Below are 20263 nucleotides of genomic sequence, written 5' to 3'. Positions count from 1 at the left end.
TCTCATTTTGTGGCGTTTTAATCAAGTTTTCTGTTAAGACGGTCGTCACCCTGAATTTATTTCAGGGTCTTTCACGCTAAAAAGATGCTGAAATAAATTCAGCAGGACGATAAAGCGGGATTAGGCGTAAATAAGATATAATTTTCAGCAAATAATTATCGAACTCAGGTCTTTAATAGAAAATACGATTTTTCCAAAAAGGATTTCCGTTAAGTTGGGTTTATTAACGCAAACCAGTAGCACAGAACTGCCCACCTAGACCCGATAAAAGCGAACACGAAGCCCGATTTTTTAATCGGGAGAAGTAAAGCGGTTAGCGGGAATACGCATTGATTTTAGCAGAACTTTTGCTTTCCAATAAATAGATTTTCGGCCTTAACCTATCCTTAAGATTGCTTTTGCTTCGGAATGACGAATTCATTTTGATATATCGACTCCAGACTATGGATTTCCGACTAAGGACTAAATAAATCCCATCCGGTTAGAGTCCAGCTTTAAAAAGATGAACAGTAAGATCGTAAAACTCCATAACGACGAACCACCATAACTAATTAAGGGCAGTGGAATCCCAATTACGGGAATAATACCAATCGTCATCCCGATATTGATAAAAACGTGGAAAAAGAGGATACAAGCTACGCTATAGCCATATACTCTGGAGAATGTAGATCGTTGCCTTTCTGCTAAATTAACCAATCGGAGTAATAGGAACATATACAAACCTATCACTACAGAACAGCCCATAAACCCCCATTCTTCGCCGATGGTAGAGAAGATGAAATCGGTACTCTGCTCTGGTACATAACCATATTTAGTTTGTGTGCCCTGTAAAAATCCACGGCCGGTTCCCTGACCTGAGCCTATGGCAATTTGCGATTGGATTACATTATAACCCGCACCTTTATTATCAGTTTTAAGCCCTAACATTAATTCGATACGGCTACGTTGGTGGGGAGCTAAAACTTTTTCGTAGGCAATTTTAACCAGAAACAAATAAGCAATAGCAACTATGGTAACAAGAACGGTAGAGAAAATGATCTTTTGTTTTCTTCTGTTGTTATAAATGAAAAGTCCTGCAATTGTGGTAATAATGATGATTAGAATGTAGGTTGGTACCAAGAAATCAGAAATAAACAGCACAATCATTCCCAAAAATATCAGTAGAAAATAGCCTGATAAGCCCTCACGGTACAAAGGGAACATGAAGGCGAGGAAAACCAAAGCAGATCCGGTATCAGGCTGGAGCATAATGAGTAAGAGGGGCACTAATACAATTAATGCTGCAATTATTATCGATTTAAAATCGCGGAATTTAGGATTAAAGGTACTTACATATCGCGCAAGAAGCAGGGCTGTGCCAAACTTGGCAAATTCTGAAGGCTGCAGCCTGAATGAGCCTATGGGTATCCAGGCTTGGTTTCCACCAACGTTTCTTCCAACAAACAATACTACAACCAGTAATAATATGGTGATTCCATAAATAAATGGCGCAAATACATTAAATAACCTACCATCAAACAATAAGATGGATAAGCCCAATATAAGGCCTGTAATTACGTAAATTAACTGCTTGCCGTAGCTGCTGGCAAAATCGAAACCGATTGCCTTATCTGGATTGTAAATTGATGCATAAATATTGGTAAAACCAACTGCACATAATGCAATATAGATCAGAACGGTAATCCAATCTACATTAAAAAAGAAGCGGCTTCCCTGTTGCTGGATCATTTCTTGTTATTTACAGTTTTATTGGTTTCAAATTGTTTGTTCACCTTAGGTTTTGTAGCAACAGACTGTTTTAATATTGACGGTTTCGTTTTCAAACTATCTTTAAGCCTTTTAAGCGAATCGGTTTTTTTAATATTTAAACTATCCGTTTTGGTGAGTTTAATTTTCTTAGTCTTATCAATTAGTGCTGGTAAAAGATTGGTTTCTGAGAATGCTTTAACTGTATAGCCATTTGATTTTGGCTTAATGGAATCTGTTAAGTATTTCTCTACAATAAAGCTCGAAATAGGAGCAGCGTAAGAACCACCAAAACCACCATTTTCTACAATCACAGCAATTGCAATTTTAGGATTGTCCATTGGCGCAAAACCGATAAACACAGAGTGGTTTTTGCCATGAGGGTTTTGTACCGTTCCGGTTTTACCACACATAATAATATTGGGGATCTGAGATTCTTTTGCTGTTCCCCATGGACTGTTTACAGCGTCTCTCATCCCTTCAATTACCGGCGGAAAATATTTAGCATCAATGCCAACATAGTTTTTAACTACATATTCTTTTTTAACCACGTTTTTATCTCCAATACCTTTAATTAAGTGAGGTTTTAGGTAGTAACCACGATTGGCAATTGCGGCCATTACATTTGCCATTTGTAATGGTGTAGAAGTAATTTCGCCCTGACCAATGGCCTGCGAAATTACAGTAGTATATCCCCAGTGTTTGCCGTAAATTTTGTCATAGTGCTCGGCCTGATAAAATATTCCTTTTTTCTCGAAAGGCATATCTATGCCCAGTTTTTGGCCAAAACCCCATTTAGCAATTTGCTCATGCCAATTTGCGTAGGTTTGACGTTGGTTTTTTATGCCGTTTTTGGTGATGATGTTTTGAAAAACATGGCAAAAATAGGTATTGCATGATCGGGCGATACCGCGCTGCATATTAATGGTTCCATCTACGTGCTCGCACTTCACTTTATGATTTCCGGCCATATAGTAACCCGGACAGAAAAAAGTAGTGTTTGGGTCAATCGCACCGTCCTGTAGCGCCACTAAGGCATCAACAGGTTTAAATGATGATCCTGGAGAATACTGGCCTGCAATAGGGCGGACAATCTGCGGGCGGTAAGGGTTTGCAATCAGACTCATGTAATTTTTGCCCCAATCTTTACCAACCAATTGGTTCGGATCATAACCAGGGCTACTTACAAAGGCCAATATTTCGCCTGTAGATGGCTCAATGGCTACAATGGCACCTACTTTGTTTTTCATCAGTTCTTCGCCAAGGCGCTGAATTCTAATATCTAATGATGAAATCAATCGATCACCAGAAACGGCATTGATATCGTATTTTCCGCCAGCATAACTGCCCTGAGCGATATTTTTCGCGTCATACAATGTATTAATTACACCTTTTTCACCCCTTAAAAAATCTTCATACGATCGCTCTAAGCCACTTTTTCCGATAAAATCGCCTGGTTTATAATATCCTTCCGATTTTTCAATGTCATCAAGACTTACTTCTTTCACGTAACCGAAAAGCTGTCCAGCAATACTGTCGGGATAATGCCTTACCGTTCTATCCTGCGTTCTGAAACCCGGAAAACGGTACATGATTTCTTGCAGACGGGCATAACTTTGAACTGAAATCTGGCGTTCGAAAAACGTAGCCTGATAATTTGATTGTGCCCTTGCTTTTTTTAATTTCTTACGTACATCTTCTATGGTAATTTCTAAAGCATTGGCCATGGCCAAAGTATCGAAGGGTTTAACTTCGTTTGGGGTAACCATTAAGTCGTAAACGGGTTCGTTTTGTACAATCACCTTCATGTTCCGGTCTAGAATGGCACCACGGGCAGGATATTTATAGATTTTACGCAATACGTTACTTTCGGCAGAACTGAAGGCCTTGTCGCTAATAATCTGGATATAAAATAACTTCCCCAATAAAATCAGGGCGATTACAATAAATAATCCTTGAACGATATATTTTCGGTTAAATAATTGATCCATTAGCGTGGTGTTCTTCTATAGAATATAAACTCTACCAATAAAATAATAAGCAGTGTAAAGATACAACTTAAGCCGCATCTCATTAAGGTATAACCAATTTCGGTTAGCCTAAATGTTTCTAAAAAGAACAGCACCAGGTGGTGTGCAACAACGCAAAGAAAAGCATAAAGTGAAAACCATTGGAAACCCATATAACTTAACGATGGTTCTGGGTCGTCAATTGCGTCGCGGTTTAAACTTATCGATATAAAGGAAATCCTTACAAAAGCCAATACCACACAGGCCGTAGCATGTACGCCCATGGTATCGTAAAAAGCATCGAGTGTTAAGCCTGTTCCAAAAGCCAATAAGTACAATAAAATATTGGGGATTCCGAATGGAAGCAGGAGTAAAAACAGCACATAGATAAACGGTGTGGAAAGATCATAAAAGCCCATGTTTTTGAGCAGGAAGATCTGTACAAAAAGGAGTAAAAACCACCTGATCACATTTACAATTATGATTCTACTATTCATTCGGTTTAACTAAGCTTTCCAAAGCCTTTTGCTCTTCGGCTTTTTTATCTTTAACCACATATACATATTGCAATGTGCTAAAATCTGTAAATAAATTTAATTCTCCTGATAAGAAATTATCATTGGTGGCTACGTTGGCCTTGCTAATTTTTCCGACTAAAATTCCGGCAGGAAATGCTGCATAACCCGAGGTTACAACCGTATCGCCCACATACATTTTAATATGGTTGGGCACCTCTTTAACAAACGCTTTTTTAATATCGAAATTTCCATCTCCCCAAACTAACGAACCTAAAGCATGATTCTTTTTTAAGGTTACACTAATCTTAGTGTCTTTATGCAATAGCGATTGTATGGTGGCCAGATGGGCCGAAACATCACGGATAAAACCAACCACTCCCCGCTGGGGCGCTATAACAGCCATGCCACTTTTAATGCCATCAACAGTTCCTTTATTAATGGTCATCACGTTGTTGCGTAAAGTGATCGAATTTTTAACCACTTTAGCTGCCAAATAAGTGTATTGCTGATTGGTAATCGTATCTACCACTTTAACATCTTTGGCTGTATCTATCGTAGTTAATCCCAGTAACTGGCTTTTAAGCTTAGCGTTTTCTGCCGCAAGGCTATCGTTAACCATACCCAAGTTTAAGTATCTTTTAAAAATATTTAACCTTTCGTATGCGGTACCTACTACCTCATTGCTTGAGTTTAAGGTTACACTACGCTGATAGGAGTTGTTTTTCACCGTTAGATAGATCCCTACGATAAAAAAAATGATAAATAAGAAAAATGCGTTGTATCTGCTGATGAAAATCCAAAGGTTACGCATTTGAGTTTGGAGTTAAAAGATTGGAGTTGGGAGTTAAAAGTTTAGCGTATGAGTGGAAAACTCCAAGCTCACAACCCCAAACGCCAAGCTAAATGTTATTGCATTAAGAATTTATATCCGCCAATGTTTTTAAGGGCGATGCCGGTTCCACGAACTACTGCACGAAGCGGATCTTCTGCAACGTGAACAGGTAATTTGGTTTTAGCAGCTACACGCTTATCTAAACCTCTTAACAATGCACCACCACCGGTTAAATAAATACCTGTTTGGTAAATATCTGCTGAAAGCTCTGGAGGCGTAATCTCTAAAGCTTTTAAAATTGCTTCTTCAATTTTAGAGATCGATTTATCTAAACAGTGTGCAATTTCGGTATAAGAAACAGTGATCTGCTTTGGTACACCGGTCATTAAATCGCGACCTTGAACCGCGAAATCAGCAGGAGCATCCTGTAATTCAGGTAAAGCTGCACCAACTTCAATTTTAATTTTCTCAGCGGTACGGTCACCAATCATAATGTTGTGTTGACGGCGGATGTAGTTTACAATATCAGAGTCGAAGTTATCTCCTGCAACGCGGATAGATTGATCGCAAACGATACCGGATAAAGCGATAACCGCAATCTCAGTAGTACCGCCACCTATATCGATAATCATGTTACCCATTGGCTCTTCTACATCAATCCCGATACCTACGGCAGCTGCCATTGGCTCATGAATTAAGTATACCTCTTTTGCACCGGCAATTTCAGCTGAATCTCGTACTGCACGTTTTTCTACTTCAGTAATACCAGATGGAATACAGATTACCATACGTAAAGATGGAAACATCCAGCCTTTACCGCCATTAAGCATGCGGATCATGCCTTTAATCATGGCTTCAGCAGCGTTGAAATCGGCAATAACACCATCTTTTAATGGACGAACGGTTTTAATATTATCGTGGGTTTTACCCTCCATTTGCATTGCCTGACGACCTATAGCAATGACTTTGTTTGTAGTACGATCGAAAGCAACGATAGATGGCTCATCTACAACTACTTTGTCGTTATGTATAATCAGGGTATTCGCAGTGCCTAAATCGATGGCAACTTCTTGCGTAAACCAGTTAAATAATCCCATGTATAAGGTATGTTTTCTTTATTTTATCAAATCTATACTATTCCTAATGTAAAAATAGCTTTTTTATTGTTTTAAGTTTTATTTTCTTCAGTTATTAAATTGTTTTTAAGGCAATTAAAATGTTCAGAAAATAAAAAGCTGTGATTCTTAGGTTAAAGCAGTCCTGCTATCCGTTCAGTCTGATGAAAAATCGGAACGACTGCTGTCGGGTTCGGTTACCTGGCTCCGGCTTTTCAAATTTCCTCCCCCTGCCCCCTCCAAAGGGGGAAGCCCCTCAAAGTTTCATACCTGCATGGTGAATTTGAGCTTTCGATAGGTAACCTTCCACCTTTAAACCCTCAACCTTTTACCTTATCTAGTGTTTAAAGTGTCTTACCCCTGTGGTTACCATTGCAATGCCTTTTTCGTTTGCTTTAGCAATAGAATCAGCATCTTTAATCGATCCACCTGGTTGTAGCACAGCTGTAATTCCGGCTTCGGCAGCAATTTCAACACAATCAGGGAAAGGAAAGAAAGCATCAGATGCCATTGCTGCACCTTCAACACTGAATCCGAAAGCCGCTGCTTTTTCAATCGCTTGTCTTAAGGCATCAACACGTGAAGTTTGGCCAACGCCGCTTGCAATTAAAACATCATCTTTAACCAGAACAATGGTGTTCGATTTAGTATGTTTTACAATCTTGTTGGCGAAGAACAAATCTTTTAACTCTTGTGCCGTTGGTGCTTTATCGGTTACGGTTGTCATTTGCTCTGGACCTTCGATAATTAAATCTTTATCCTGCTCAATTACGCCATTTAATAAGGTTTTAAATTGTTTTTTGCTCAACTCAACCTCGTTACGTTGTAAAATAACGCGGTTTTTCTTTTTGCTGAATAACTCAATTGCTTCTGCTTGGTAAGAAGGTGCTATTAACACTTCAAAGAAAAGATTGTTGATTTCCTGAGCCGTTTCTAAATCTACCGCAACATTGGTAATCAATACACCACCAAAAGCAGAAACCGGATCGCAGGCCAATGCATCAATCCAGGCTTGTTTAACAGTAGGGCGGGAAGCAATACCACAAGCGTTTGTATGTTTTAAGATTGCAAAAGTTGGATCTTCAAATTCGTCGATCAACGCTACAGCTGCATCTACATCTACCAGATTGTTATAAGAAAGTTCTTTACCGTTCAATTTGGTAAACATGGCATCTAAATCGCCATAGAATACACCACCTTGATGAGGATTTTCGCCATAACGCAAAGTTTTAGCTTCTGTTACGCTTTGTTTGAAAACATCAAGAGGCTCTTCTGTATTGAAGTAATTAAAAATTGCAGTATCGTAATGTGAAGAAGTGTGGAAAGCCGTTTTAGCGAACGATTTACGTTGTGCTAAAGTGGTTTCACCATTTTGGGCTTCTAATTGGGCCTGTAAAGTAGGGTAGTCGTTTTTCGATGCGATAATCACCACATCGTTGAAGTTTTTCGCAGCCGCACGGATTAAGGAAATACCACCGATGTCTATTTTCTCGATAATTTCTTCTGGTGTTCCGCCTGCTTTTACGGTTTCTTCAAAAGGGTATAAGTCAACAATAACCAAATCAATTTCAGGGATCTCATATTCAGCAATCTGCTCCTGATCTCCCGCTAACGCTCTACGGTTTAAAATTCCACCAAATACTTTTGGGTGTAAAGTTTTAACACGTCCGCCTAAAATAGATGGATAACCTGTTAAATCTTCAACCGCCGTAACCGGAAGATTTAAATCTTTGATGAATTGTTCTGTTCCACCGGTAGAAAATAATTGTACCCCTTGCGCGGCCAACAATTTTACCAATGGCTCCAAACCATCTTTATAATATACTGAGATTAAAGCGTTTTTGATTTTAATGGATTGACTCATTCTACTGAAAATTTTGAGCCGCAAAGGTAGTAAAACAGGATTGTTTTTTAATGAGATTTACCGATCAATATTAAATTTTATTCCGCTATATATAATAAGGTATATTCATTTGCCAGGTAAGCTCTTCTAAAGCCTGATTAAATAGCCTTATTAACCCGTTTTATTGTGTAATTTATTTGCTGATCTTTTTAACAATGGTTTCTACAATACGTGGGTAATGCTGGTGTTCGAGCTGCTGACCTTTAAACTTTACCATTTCCAGATTGTCGTTTTTGTCGATTCTGTACCTTGCCTGATAAATATATTCTCCTTCGTCATAGTTTTCATTAACATAATGAATGGTTATTCCGCCTTCCGTTTCGCCGGCGGCTATAACAGCATGGTGTACATGGTCTCCATACATGCCTTTACCGCCAAATTTTGGAAGGATTGCCGGATGGATATTTACAATTCTGCCGGGGTAAGCATGGATCAGGTTTTTAGGGATCAGCCAGAGAAAGCCTGCAAGCACAATAAAATCGATTTCAAGATTTTTGAGAAGATCTATCACTTCATCGGTTTTATAGAACTCATTTTTGTCGAAAATATGAGTGGGGATTTCGAAATTATCAGCTCTCTGCAATACATAAGCATCGGCGTTGTTGGTTAATACCAAAGATATTTCTATTTCATTGCTCCGTTTAAAATGCTCCATCAGTTTTTGGGCATTGGAGCCAGAACCTGATGCAAAGATGGCTATTCGTTTTTTCACTCAAAAATCGTTTTGCCCAAAAATAGTATTTTTAAGCCTGTTTTCTTAATCGAAAGGAAATTTTATTGAATTAAGTTAAAGTATTTATAATGAATAATTTTAATGTATTTTTGCAGTTCGGAAATGGGCTTCAATTTTAATGAAAAAAAAGTTGAAAGTGTTTTGTAATTTAAAAACATTAATCCTATATTTGCAACCCGAATTATAGGAAACGAATAAGAAAAATAAAAGGCTAAATAGAAATGGCAAATCATAAATCTTCATTAAAAAGAATTAGAGCAAACGCAACAAAACGTTTACGTAACAGATATCAGGCAAAAACTACACGTACCTTTATTAAAAGATTACGTGCTGCAGAAGATAAAAAATCTGCATCTGATTTATTGCCTAAAGTAATCTCTATGTTAGATCGTTTAGCTAAAAAGAATATTATCCACAAAAACAAAGCGGCTAATAACAAATCAAAATTAACGAAATTCGTTAACGGTTTAAAATAAGCCAATTTTTTTACGATATTAGTAAAGGCATCCTAACCAAAAGTTAGGATGCCTTTTTTTGTCTAAAAAAATGGAAAATTACGAACAGAAACTAGGTATAAAGTTATGGGCTGAAGAAGATCGCCCGCGTGAAAAACTTTTATTACATGGCCGAAGACATTTAACAGATGCCGAACTGATTGCTATTTTAATTGGCTCAGGAAGTAAAAATGAAACCGCTGTCGATTTAAGTAAAAGGATTTTGTCGTTTTACGATAACAATTTAACAAAACTGGGAAAAGCTTCTATTCTGGAGCTTTCCAGGTTTAGAGGTATTGGAGAAGCCAAAGCATTAACTATAATTGCCGCTCTGGAGCTTGGTTTGCGGCGGAAGGAAACTGCTGAGGAGGCCATTACCCATGTTACTACTTCTAACGATGTTTATAAATATTTACATCAAACTTTCGCTAACCTCAATCACGAAGAGTTCTGGATATTACTCCTAAACAGGTCTAACCGGGTAATAGGTAAATTTTTGATCAGTAAAGGCGGACAGGCAGGTACGGTAGCCGATCCGAAAATTATTTTTAAAACAGCTTTAGAAAACAATGCCGCAAATATTGTATTGGCACATAACCATCCTTCGGGAAGTTTAAAGCCTAGTGAGAGCGACGATAAATTGACCAGGAATATGGTTGCCTCAGGAAATTTGCTTAGTCTGTACGTGGTCGATCACCTGATTTTTGCCAATAACCGTTACTATAGTTATCGGGATGAAGATTTAATTTAAAAGATATTTGGTTGTTAAAGTACAATTAACGTTAAATTAGTATAATAGCGGCTTAAATTAAATATTACCGGTTAGCCAGCATTAATTAAATTGTGTAATTATATTTATGAATACTTTAAAAATCATCCCTGTTTTTCTTTTGTTAACCGTTATGGCATTTGCGCAAAAAACGGCAGCCCCAATTAATATTATTACTTACAATATCCGTTTAAATGTAGCATCTGATGGTGTTAATGCCTGGCCGAACCGGAAAGACAATGTTAAAGCCCTGGTGAAATTTCATGATGCTGATATTCTTTGTGTACAGGAAGCCTTACCTGAACAGTTTGATGCGCTTTTGGAGAATTCCAATTTCGATGTAGTGGGTGTTGGTCGTGAAGATGGTAAAAGAAAGGGAGAATTTTCTGCCGTTTATTTTGATAAAAACAGGTTCACTAAAAAGGATGGCGGAACTTTCTGGTTGTCAGAAACACCAGATGTTCCATCAAAAGGTTGGGATGCCGCACTTAACCGGGTATGCAGCTGGGTTAAATTGTACGATAAGCAGAATAAAAAAGAGTTTATCGTTTTTAACACACATTACGATCATATCGGTGTTCAGGCGAGGATCGAATCAGCTAAATTGCTTAAACGTAAAATTCAGCAGATTGCACCAACGCTACCGGTTGTTTTTACCGGCGACTTAAACGTAACGCCAGAAACAGAAGCCATTGCTACTATAAAATCTTTTCTTATCGATGCGAAAGATGTTTCTGTAGAGCCCCCATATGGCCCGACAGGTACTTTTAATGCTTTTGATTTTAACAGTGACCTGAAAAACAGGATCGACTACATTTTTGTAAACAAAGGATTTAGGGTGCAGAAATTCGCTGTATTAACTGATAGTAAGGATAAAAGGTATTATTCTGATCATTTACCTGTTTTTTGCAGACTTTGGTTTTAATAAATGCTGTTAAAATCTCTGTTTCCCTTTCAATTCGAGCTTTTTGGTAATCAATACCATTATCATTATATTTTCGAAACACTGGCATTTATAATTGGTGTTAGGTTATATTATTTCTATAAAAAAGGAATTAAAGACCCGATATCTGACGAAAACAGGCTGTGGATTATGTTGGGCGCTATGCTTGGGGCATTAATTGGCTCGCGTGTAATTGCGGTACTCGAAACGCCTGAAGTACTCCATCACCTTAGTTTTTCAGTTCTTTATCAAAGTAAAACCATTATTGGCGGTTTGCTTGGCGGTTTGTTCGGTGTTGAATTGATAAAAAAGATAATAGGTGTGAATATCGCCTCTGGGGATGTCTACGTTATCCCGATTTTGGTTGCCCTTATTATTGGCCGTATCGGTTGCTTTTCCATGGGGATCGACGAGCCAACCTACGGCATCCCTACCCATTTTTTTATAGGTATGGATTTGGGCGATGGTATATTGCGGCATCCCATCATGCTTTACGAAATGGTTTACCTCATACTTTTGATTTTTTTGTTCAATGGCTTGAAAAATAAGACATTGATCAATGGAGACCGTTTTAAATTGTTTATGGTATTGTATTTCCTGTTCCGTTTTTGGGTAGAATTTATAAAGCCTTACCATTCATTATTTTTAAATTTAAGCAGCATTCATTGGTCTGCATTGTTTATTTTTATTTATTATTATAGATTCATCATTAGAATTTCGAAACAGATTTTACATAAACAGTAAACATTATGGCCAATACCAGGGATTATATATACTACGATTATACCAAAAGTCTTTGCCCCGAATGTTTACAGCTTTGCGATGCGAAAATTGTTTTTCAGGATGCTAAGGTATTTATGCTGAAGAATTGCAGAACGCATGGCGATAGCAAAGTAATGATTGCTGATGATGTAGAATATTACAAACAGATCAGGAATTACAATAAACAATCGGAAATGCCACTTAAGTTTAATACGAATGTGCATTACGGTTGCCCTTATGATTGTGGCTTATGTACCGATCATGAACAGCATTCGTGTTTAACCGTAATAGAGGTTACTGATCGTTGCAACCTGGCCTGTCCAACATGTTATGCCATGTCATCGCCAAGTTATGGCAGGCACCGTACGCTGGAAGAAATAGAACGTATGATGGATGTTGTTGTGGCAAACGAAGGTGAACCCGATGTGGTTCAACTTTCGGGTGGAGAACCAACCGTACATCCCGATTTTTTTAAGATTTTAGACCTTGCCAAAACAAAACCCATTAAACATTTAATGGTGAATACGAATGGTATCAGGATTGCAAAAGATATTGGCTTTGTAGAAAAATTAGCAAGCTATATGCCCGATTTCGAAATTTACCTGCAGTTTGATAGTTTCAGCGCCGAAGTACTAACCAAGCTAAGGGGAGAAGACCTTACCGAAGTAAGAAGAAAAGCCATCGATCACCTCAACCAGTTTAATGTATCTACTACTTTGGTGGTTACTTTGCAAAATGGCCTTAACGATCATGAAATTGGCGATATTTTAGATTATGCGCTTAAACAGAAATGTGTTCGCGGCGTTACTTTCCAGCCTACCCAGGTTGCCGGAAGAAATGATGGTTATAACGATCAACAGGGAAGAATCACCCTAACTGAGGTGCGCAGAAAAATTTATGAGCAATACCCTGTTTTTACCCCACAAGATTTAATCCCTGTGCCATGCAACCCCGATGCACTGTGTATGGCCTATGCGTTAAAAATCGGCGTTGAGGTGATCCCGATGACGCATTTGATCAATCCGGAAGATTTACTCAACAATTCAAAAAATACCATCGTTTTCGAACACGATGAAAAATTGAAAGAGCACATGCTGAATTTGTTTAGTACAGGTGTTTCTGTAGATTGTGCCGAAGATACCTTTGGCGAATTGATGTGTTGCCTGCCAAGGGTAAAATCAGATAGTTTAAGTTACGATAATTTATTTCGGATTATCATCATGAATTTTATGGACCCGCTGGATTTTGATGTACGTGCTGTTAAAAAATCCTGTGTGCACATTGTGAGCGATAAATACAAAATGGTACCCTTCGAAACCATGAATATTTTTTACCGCGACAACAAAATAGATCTGATCAGAGAAAAATTAAATATGAACTAACATGGAAGGCTTATTCGTATTGTTAATTGTTTATTGTCTTACTGCAGTTGTACTCTTTGTCGTGGGGATTATTCAGATTATTATTAAATCGTCAAGGAACGAACCTGTAAAACCTGGATTAAAACTGCTTATCATTTCGGTAATTATGGTGGTAATCGGTTTTGGTGCTTGTGCAGTATTGCTGGCCAATAGTTAATACCTAGTATTTTGTTAATATTAAAATGGCGGTTCTATTTTTTCCGCTGATTTCGGTAATAATCGCTGAAACATATAAATCAGCGTATTCCGCGGGGGTATAAAATGACAATTCATACTTAACTTAGCACTAACTTAAAATTTATGGAAATTTTTATAGTATATTGGGTAATTGTCGTGTTGTTGTTTGTAATTGGCATCATTCAGATCATCGTAAAAGCTGCGAAAAATCAACCCGTTAAACCCGGCCTTAAATTGGTTATTGCATCTGTTATCATGTTGGTAATAGGAGCAGGAGCATGTGCAGTAATTCTATCTAATTTAAATATTGGCCATTAGTCATTTTATTGTGTCAAGATTGCGGGTTTAACTTTCTCCTTTGACCTTTAAATAATATCTTTGCGTTTTATGAAATTAGAGTGTCCTTCGAGATTTGTCTTGATACTGGACACTCGCTACTTGATACTCCAAAATGAAAATATCATATAACTGGTTAAAACAATTCGTACAGATCGATAAAACACCTCAAGAACTTTCGTTAATTCTTACCAATGTTGGTTTAGAAGTAGAAAGTGTAGAAAAAGTGCAGCCTGTTGTGGGCGGTTTAGAGGGCTTGGTTATCGGCGAAGTATTAACCTGTGTTCAGCATCCGAATGCCGATCGTTTACGCATTACTACGGTAAACGTTGGGGGTAAAGAAAACCTTCAGATTGTTTGCGGTGCCCCAAATGTAGGTGCTGGCCAAAAAGTAGTAGTAGCTACAGTGGGTACAACCGTATATCCTTTAGAGGGCGAGCCATTTAAAATCAAAGAATCAAAAATCAGGGGAGAACTTTCTCAGGGAATGATCTGTGCCGAAGATGAAATCGGTTTAGGTAAATCGCATGATGGGATTATGATCCTTGCCAAGGACACCGAAATTGGAATCCGTGCAAAAGACCATTTCAAAATGGATGATGATTTTGTTTTCGAAATCGGATTAACACCAAACCGTGCTGATGCGGCTTCTCATTTAGGTGTGGCGAGAGATTTGGCCGCTTATTTCAGAAGTGAATATGAAATGCCTGATCTTTCAGTTTTTAAAACAGATAACGAAAATCTGGTAATTCCGGTAGAAGTAGAAGATTTAGCCGCTTGTCCGCGTTATAGCAGCCTAACACTTTCTGGTGTTACCGTAAAAGAATCGCCAGAGTGGTTAAAAGATAAATTAAAGGTAATTGGTTTACGTCCTATCAATAATGTGGTTGATATTACCAATTATGTGCTTCATGGTTTAGGACAGCCTCTACATGCTTTCGATGCCGACAAAATTACCGGCGGAAAAGTAATCGTGAAAAAAGTAGCTGAAGGAACACCTTTTGTAACCCTTGATGATGTTGAGCGTAAACTCAGCGCAGATGATTTAATGATCTGCAATACCCATGCACCAATGTGTATTGCAGGTGTTTTCGGTGGGAAATCTTCAGGAGTTGATGCCAACACCAAAAATATTTTCTTGGAAAGTGCTTATTTTAATTCGGTTTCTGTACGTAAAACTTCAAAAAGACATGGCTTAAAAACCGATGCCTCTTTCCGTTACGAGCGTGGTACCGATCCGGAGATTACGGTTACGGCTTTAAAATATGCAGCATTATTAATTAAAGAACTTGCTGGCGGGGAAATTTCTTCATCAGTTTCTGATATTTATCCAAGTCATATCAAGCCGTTCGAGTTTGAAGTAAGTTATACCAATATCAATAAATTAATTGGTGCAAACATTCCATCAGCCGAAATTAAACACATTATTACCGCTTTGGGTATTGCGGCAACCAATACCTCTGAAGATACTTTGGCTTTAAGAGTACCATCGTTTAAAGTTGATGTAACCCGCGAATGTGATATTACAGAAGAAGTATTGCGTATTTACGGTTATAACAATATCGAAATCCCTTCAAAGATAAATGCATCGCTTTCTTACAGCATCAAACCTGAAAAAGAAAATACGCACAACGTAATTGCAGATATGCTTACCTCAAACGGTTATGCAGAAATTATGTGCAACTCGTTAACTAAATCAGCCTATTCGAAAAATTTAGACGAAGCTGTATTTATTTTAAATCCATTAAGCAGCGATTTAAATGTAATGCGCCAGCATTTATTGATGCCTGCATTAGAAAGTGTGGCTTACAACCAGAACCGTAAAAATGCTGATGTTAAGTTTTATGAATTTGGTAAAACCTATCATTTAATTAATGAGCAGTATGTAGAGCGCTCAAGGTTATTATTGTTGATCTCGGGTGCTAAACAGAACGAGCAATGGAACCACAATGCTAAATCGGCTACCTTTTATAACTTAAAATCAGCAGTTGATGCCATTATAAACCGTTTGGGTATTGTAAGCTATCAAACCGATACCTTAAATGATGAAAACTTTGCTTACGGGATTAAATATTTCCGTGGGGATAAAACCCTGGTAAGTTTTGGCGCCGTTTCAAAAGCCGACCGTAAAGTAGCCGATGTAAGTGCGGAGGTTTTTTATGCCGATTTTGATTGGGCTGCCTTGTTGGATATTGTAAGGAAAAATAAAATCGTTAACAAAGAGGTTTCTAAGTACCCGCAAGTGCGTAGAGATTTGTCTTTATTGATCGATCAGGCGGTAACTTTCGATACTTTAAAAGGCATTGCTTTCAAAACTGATAAAAAGCTGATCAAAGAGGTTGGTGTGTTCGATGTGTATGTAGGTGATAAATTACCTGAAGGCAAAAAATCGTATGCCTTGAACTTCATTTTGCAGGATGAGGAACAAACCTTAACCGATAAGCAGATTGAAAACACGATGCAGAAATTAATCGCGAATTTAACAGCACAAGCTGGGGCAGAAATTAGGAAATAAAATATAAATTCGTATTTTTAGAAATAAATTCATGACTTCTGTTGCAGATCAATTAGATAAGGTATTACAAAAAACGGCTCAGGTATTAGAGCTATGTAATGCGCTACAGGAAGAAAATGATTTATTAAAGCTTGAAAATCAATCGTTAAAAGTTGCACTCGATACAGCGAAAGGCAAAAATGTAGAACTTGATGAAAAATTAAGGGTTACAAAATTGGCTAAAAGTATAGAGGGGACAAGCGAAAAATCGCTTGACATTAAACAAAAAATTAACGATTTTGTGCGGGAGATTGATAAAAGTATTGCATTATTAAAAAAATAATGATGCAGAGAAATCAGAAACTAAGCTAAACAAATGGGAGAAATCTCGATTAAAATAACCATTTCCGACCGTATTTATCCACTAAAGGTGAATATGGAAGAGGAAGAAATTGTGAGACGGGCAGCAAAAATGATCAATGAGCGCATAAAAGATTATCAGGATAATTATGCGGTTAGAGATAAGCAGGATCTTCTTTCTATGGCAGTGTTACACTATGCAACAGCCGTATTGAGAACAGAAAATAAAGTACAAAATCAGGATACTGCTGTTGCCGATAAAGTTGAAGAATTGGATGTTTTACTCAGTAATTTCTTTTCAAAATAAGGTTCGTTCTTTCAAAGTATACGTCACTCTGAACTTGTTTCAGAGCCTGTTTAATAAGATCCTGAAATAAATTTAGGATGACGACGCTAATATTAGCATAAAAACATAGCCGCGGCTAGTTTTTGAGTTTCAAATTTTATAAAACTTAACACTTCAATATCTATAGGGTTAAGAGGGCGTATTTCATCTGCTATGGCACCTGAAAATGGCTTAAACCCTAATTATGCTTAGTTGAGGTTTAAAATGTATGAGACTTTAAAAATTAGTTGCGGTTTTTTTTTACTTAAAAAACAAAATGGAAATAGTTGAAATATTAGGATACGTATTTGCCGTAATAGCGGGTATAGCTATCGGAGTGGTGGTAGGAAGATTCCTACTGCGTAACTTGCTTAAACAGCAGGAAGTTGCCGCACAGAACAAAGTGAAAAAGATTTTAAAAGATGCAGAAAACAATGCAGAGATCTTAAAAAAGAATAAACTTTTAGAAGCAAAAGAAAAGTTTTTGCAAATGAAAGCGGAGCATGAGCAGGAAGTGAATGCCAAAAACAATAACATTAACCAACGCGAAAATACCATGAAGCAGAAAGAGCAATCGGTAAACCAGCGCATGGAAAATTTTAATAAAAAAGAACAAGAACTCGATAAGCAAAAAAGTGTTTTAGAAAAGCAAACCGAAATTGCGATTAAAAAGCAAGAAGAAGTTGAAGTGCTTAAAAACCAACACCTAAAACAATTAGAAACCATTGCTGGCCTGTCTGCCGAAGAAGCTAAAGAGCAATTGGTAGAAAATCTGAAACAAGAAGCCCGTACACAGGCAATGATGCAGGTGAAGGATATTGTTGATGAGGCAAAGTTAACGGCGAGCAAAGAAGCTAAAAAAGTAGTCATACAAACTATTCAGCGTACTGCTACCGAAGCTGCAATTGAAAATTCGGTTTCTATTTTTCATATCGAAAGCGATGAGATTAAAGGTCGTGTTATTGGTAGAGAGGGTAGAAACATCCGTGCTTTAGAAGCTGCTACCGGTATTGAGATTATTGTTGATGATACACCAGAAGCAATTATTTTATCAGGTTTCGATCCGGTAAGAAGAGAAATTGCCCGTTTGGCTTTACACCGTTTGGTAACAGATGGTCGTATCCACCCGGCTCGTATCGAGGAAATTGTAGCGAAAACCAAAAAACAGATCGAAGATGAAATTGTAGAGATTGGTGAGCGTACAGTAATCGATTTAGGTATTCATGGTTTACATCCTGAGTTAATTCGTATGGTTGGCCGTATGCGTTACCGTTCATCTTACGGACAAAACTTGTTACATCACTCTCGTGAGGTAGCTAATTTCTGTGCAACCATGGCTGCCGAATTGGGCTTAAATGCTAAAATGGCTAAACGTGCAGGTTTATTACACGATATAGGTAAAGTGCCTGATGATAACCCTGAATTGCCACACGCAATTTTAGGTATGCAATTGGCCGAAAAATATAAAGAGCATCCTGAAATTTGTAATGCTATTGGTGCCCACCACGATGAAATTGAGATGACTTCGATGATCTCTCCAATTGTGCAGGCTTGTGATGCTATTTCTGGCGCACGCCCAGGCGCACGTCGTGAGGTGGTAGAAAGTTATATTAAACGCCTTAAAGATTTAGAAGAATTGGCTTTATCTTACCCGGGTGTAGAAAAAACGTTTGCAATTCAGGCAGGTAGAGAATTGCGTGTGATTGTAGAAAGTGAACGCATTACCGATGCACAGGCAGAACTTTTAGCTGCTGATATTTCGACACGTATTCAGACCGAAATGACTTACCCTGGACAGATTAAGGTTACCGTAATTAGAGAAACCCGCTCTGTAGCATTTGCGAAATAGACTAAATCGTCATCCTGAACTTGTTTCAGGATCTTAGTAATAGAAAAGATACTGAAATAAATTCAGCATGACGGCCAAACAAAATATAAAGCGATGGATATTCCATCGCTTTTTTATTGACTAATTTTTTCATCAAGCTGTATTGTTTGTTTTGGTATGTAGCGTTTGATTAAAAGGGTGCGTTTAAGAGAAAAACATCAATATGAAAAAAATACTAAATCTCTCTTTGTTAATGATTGTGATGTTCAGCATTAGTTGTAAAAAAAATAGTAATGATGAAAAAATTGAAATCGATACTAACAATTTAACTACTTGTCCGAAAGATTTCAATTGTACTTATTTATATCATGATGATGCAGATTTTGGCGAACCCTTTTTTTTAAATCTTAAAAAAGGAAGTTACAAGGTTTTTAAATATAGTGCCTTATTAGGTAATGGATACTATGCCAAGTATGTTTACATGCGGATACCGATGAATGTTACACAGTTTAGTTTAACTAACAAACAAGTTTTATCGGGCGAAGTAAAATTTGCTAACCCATGCCCGACATGTAATACCATTGGAGTAAAAATTGTTGGTGGTAGCTTTAAAGGAATTAAGACCTCAACATCTTCTGGAGTATCAAAATGGTTGCTTGATGGTCAGTTATATCTTGGCTCGATAACGCCATCAGCTTATAGTGATACCATTAGGATTAAACAATATTTTACATTGGATCCAACTGGGATATAAATTCAGAAGTAAATTATTTTCCATCTTTAGTTAATGCTCCCTCAAAAGCGATGAAAAAATTTCAAGTATTCAAACCTTATAGATTTTTAAAACCTATAAGGTCTAAATGAAAATGAAGCGATGGATATTCCATCGCTTTTTTTTATTTTTACATAATGAGCAAGCAAACCATAACAATAGAACCAAAGCGGCCAGTAGATGTGCTTTTTGATAAGTATGCCGAAAGTCACCAAAATCCAACCAACAAGCTGGTGCACTGGATCTGTGTTCCGTTAATTGTATTCAGCTTACTGGGGTTGATCTGGCAGATCCCTTTTCCGCATATCGGTTTTTTAGGTAATTATAATGGTTTCTTTAACTGGGCGTCTTTTCTATTGGCCTTTAGCTTGTATTATTACTTTACACTTTCGCCAGTATTGTTTTTTTTGATGATTTGGGTGGTGGGCTTAATGAGTTACATCATCGTAAAAATTGAGCAGGCGGTAGGCTTAGGTAGTGGAACGGCCTATGCTATTTATGCAGCAATATTTGTAGCCGCCTGGATTGGTCAATTTATTGGGCATAAAATTGAGGGCAAAAAACCATCATTCCTTGATGATGTTAAGTTCTTGTTAATAGGTCCGATCTGGTTATTGCACTTCATTTGCAAGAAAGTGGGTATTAGGTACTAAACCTGGTTCTGATAACATTAATTTAACCTTTAGTTAAACAAATATTAATTAACATCTAACATACAGCTAACAT

At 37.5% G+C, this 20263-nt stretch carries 20 protein-coding genes; 13 read left to right on the top strand and 7 right to left on the bottom strand.

From position 1 onward, the window contains the following. Positions 1 to 462: 462 nt before the first annotated feature. From rodA to purN, 7 genes are all read right to left on the bottom strand, one after another. Positions 463 to 1728 carry a rod shape-determining protein RodA gene (gene rodA, locus AW17_RS13690; RefSeq protein WP_029277302.1) on the bottom strand — a complete coding sequence of 422 codons (1266 nt, stop codon included), beginning with the start codon at positions 1726 to 1728 and terminating at the stop codon, positions 463 to 465. Beyond that, entirely contained in the window at positions 1725 to 3737 is a 2013-nt protein-coding gene (gene mrdA / locus AW17_RS13685) for a penicillin-binding protein 2 (RefSeq protein ID WP_051691838.1), read from the bottom strand. The genes rodA and mrdA overlap by 4 nt, the downstream gene beginning before the upstream one ends. Beyond that, a complete protein-coding gene (locus AW17_RS13680; protein WP_029277298.1) occupies positions 3737 to 4252 on the bottom strand; it encodes a hypothetical protein in 516 nt (171 codons plus the stop codon). The genes mrdA and AW17_RS13680 overlap by 1 nt, the downstream gene beginning before the upstream one ends. Further along, positions 4245 to 5084 carry a rod shape-determining protein MreC gene (gene mreC, locus AW17_RS13675; RefSeq protein WP_029277296.1) on the bottom strand — a complete coding sequence of 280 codons (840 nt, stop codon included), beginning with the start codon at positions 5082 to 5084 and terminating at the stop codon, positions 4245 to 4247. The genes AW17_RS13680 and mreC overlap by 8 nt, the downstream gene beginning before the upstream one ends. Before the next feature lie 95 nt (positions 5085 to 5179). After that, a complete protein-coding gene (locus tag AW17_RS13670) occupies positions 5180 to 6202 on the bottom strand; it encodes a rod shape-determining protein (protein WP_010601761.1) in 1023 nt (340 codons plus the stop codon). A gap of 355 nt (positions 6203 to 6557) precedes the next feature. Continuing rightward, entirely contained in the window at positions 6558 to 8084 is a 1527-nt protein-coding gene (gene purH, locus AW17_RS13665; RefSeq protein ID WP_029277293.1) for a bifunctional phosphoribosylaminoimidazolecarboxamide formyltransferase/IMP cyclohydrolase, read from the bottom strand. Positions 8085 to 8256: 172 nt separating this feature from the next. Further along, positions 8257 to 8835: a phosphoribosylglycinamide formyltransferase gene (purN, locus tag AW17_RS13660; RefSeq protein WP_029277291.1), complete on the bottom strand. Its 579-nt coding sequence runs from the start codon at positions 8833 to 8835 to the stop codon at positions 8257 to 8259. Between the two features lie 242 nt (positions 8836 to 9077). Here purN and rpsT point away from each other — a divergent pair, with 242 nt between their 5' ends. From rpsT to AW17_RS13595, 13 genes are all read left to right on the top strand, one after another. Continuing rightward, a complete protein-coding gene (gene rpsT / locus AW17_RS13655) occupies positions 9078 to 9332 on the top strand; it encodes a 30S ribosomal protein S20 (protein WP_029277289.1) in 255 nt (84 codons plus the stop codon). A gap of 70 nt (positions 9333 to 9402) precedes the next feature. Further along, the gene (gene radC, locus AW17_RS13650) at positions 9403 to 10101 is read left to right on the top strand and encodes a RadC family protein (protein WP_029277287.1); all 699 of its coding nucleotides are present in this window, start codon (positions 9403 to 9405) and stop codon (positions 10099 to 10101) included. Between the two features lie 106 nt (positions 10102 to 10207). Further along, positions 10208 to 11044, top strand: coding sequence for an endonuclease/exonuclease/phosphatase family protein (locus AW17_RS13645; RefSeq protein ID WP_029277285.1), 837 nt, complete (start codon positions 10208 to 10210; stop codon positions 11042 to 11044). A 3-nt stretch (positions 11045 to 11047) separates the two neighbouring features. Beyond that, complete coding sequence (locus AW17_RS13640; RefSeq protein ID WP_029277283.1) at positions 11048 to 11806, top strand: prolipoprotein diacylglyceryl transferase; 759 nt, start codon at positions 11048 to 11050, stop codon at positions 11804 to 11806. Positions 11807 to 11811: 5 nt separating this feature from the next. After that, entirely contained in the window at positions 11812 to 13206 is a 1395-nt protein-coding gene (locus tag AW17_RS13635; protein WP_029277281.1) for a radical SAM protein, read from the top strand. Between the two features lies 1 nt (position 13207). Next, positions 13208 to 13402 (top strand): hypothetical protein, encoded by a 195-nt coding sequence (locus tag AW17_RS13630; RefSeq protein ID WP_029277279.1) that lies wholly within the window; start codon positions 13208 to 13210, stop codon positions 13400 to 13402. 143 nt (positions 13403 to 13545) lie between these two features. Continuing rightward, entirely contained in the window at positions 13546 to 13740 is a 195-nt protein-coding gene (locus tag AW17_RS13625; RefSeq protein ID WP_029277278.1) for a hypothetical protein, read from the top strand. A 133-nt stretch (positions 13741 to 13873) separates the two neighbouring features. Next, positions 13874 to 16273, top strand: coding sequence for a phenylalanine--tRNA ligase subunit beta (gene pheT / locus AW17_RS13620; protein WP_029277276.1), 2400 nt, complete (start codon positions 13874 to 13876; stop codon positions 16271 to 16273). A gap of 31 nt (positions 16274 to 16304) precedes the next feature. Continuing rightward, complete coding sequence (locus AW17_RS13615; protein ID WP_029277274.1) at positions 16305 to 16595, top strand: hypothetical protein; 291 nt, start codon at positions 16305 to 16307, stop codon at positions 16593 to 16595. Positions 16596 to 16628: 33 nt separating this feature from the next. Then, on the top strand, positions 16629 to 16919 hold the full coding sequence (locus AW17_RS13610; protein WP_029277272.1) for a cell division protein ZapA: 291 nt from the start codon (positions 16629 to 16631) through the stop codon (positions 16917 to 16919). 295 nt (positions 16920 to 17214) lie between these two features. Further along, positions 17215 to 18786 carry a ribonuclease Y gene (gene rny, locus AW17_RS13605; RefSeq protein ID WP_029277270.1) on the top strand — a complete coding sequence of 524 codons (1572 nt, stop codon included), beginning with the start codon at positions 17215 to 17217 and terminating at the stop codon, positions 18784 to 18786. Between the two features lie 202 nt (positions 18787 to 18988). Continuing rightward, entirely contained in the window at positions 18989 to 19519 is a 531-nt protein-coding gene (locus tag AW17_RS13600; protein ID WP_157280304.1) for a hypothetical protein, read from the top strand. Positions 19520 to 19674: 155 nt separating this feature from the next. Continuing rightward, the gene (locus AW17_RS13595; protein ID WP_029277267.1) at positions 19675 to 20190 is read left to right on the top strand and encodes an Mpo1 family 2-hydroxy fatty acid dioxygenase; all 516 of its coding nucleotides are present in this window, start codon (positions 19675 to 19677) and stop codon (positions 20188 to 20190) included. Positions 20191 to 20263 lie beyond the last annotated feature (73 nt).

The sequence above is a fragment of the Pedobacter borealis DSM 19626 genome (genome assembly GCF_000708285.2).
GTDB classification, from domain to species: domain Bacteria; phylum Bacteroidota; class Bacteroidia; order Sphingobacteriales; family Sphingobacteriaceae; genus Pedobacter; species Pedobacter borealis.
Note: the sequence above shows the minus strand (reverse complement) of the source record. Positions and strands in the feature narration are given on the sequence as shown.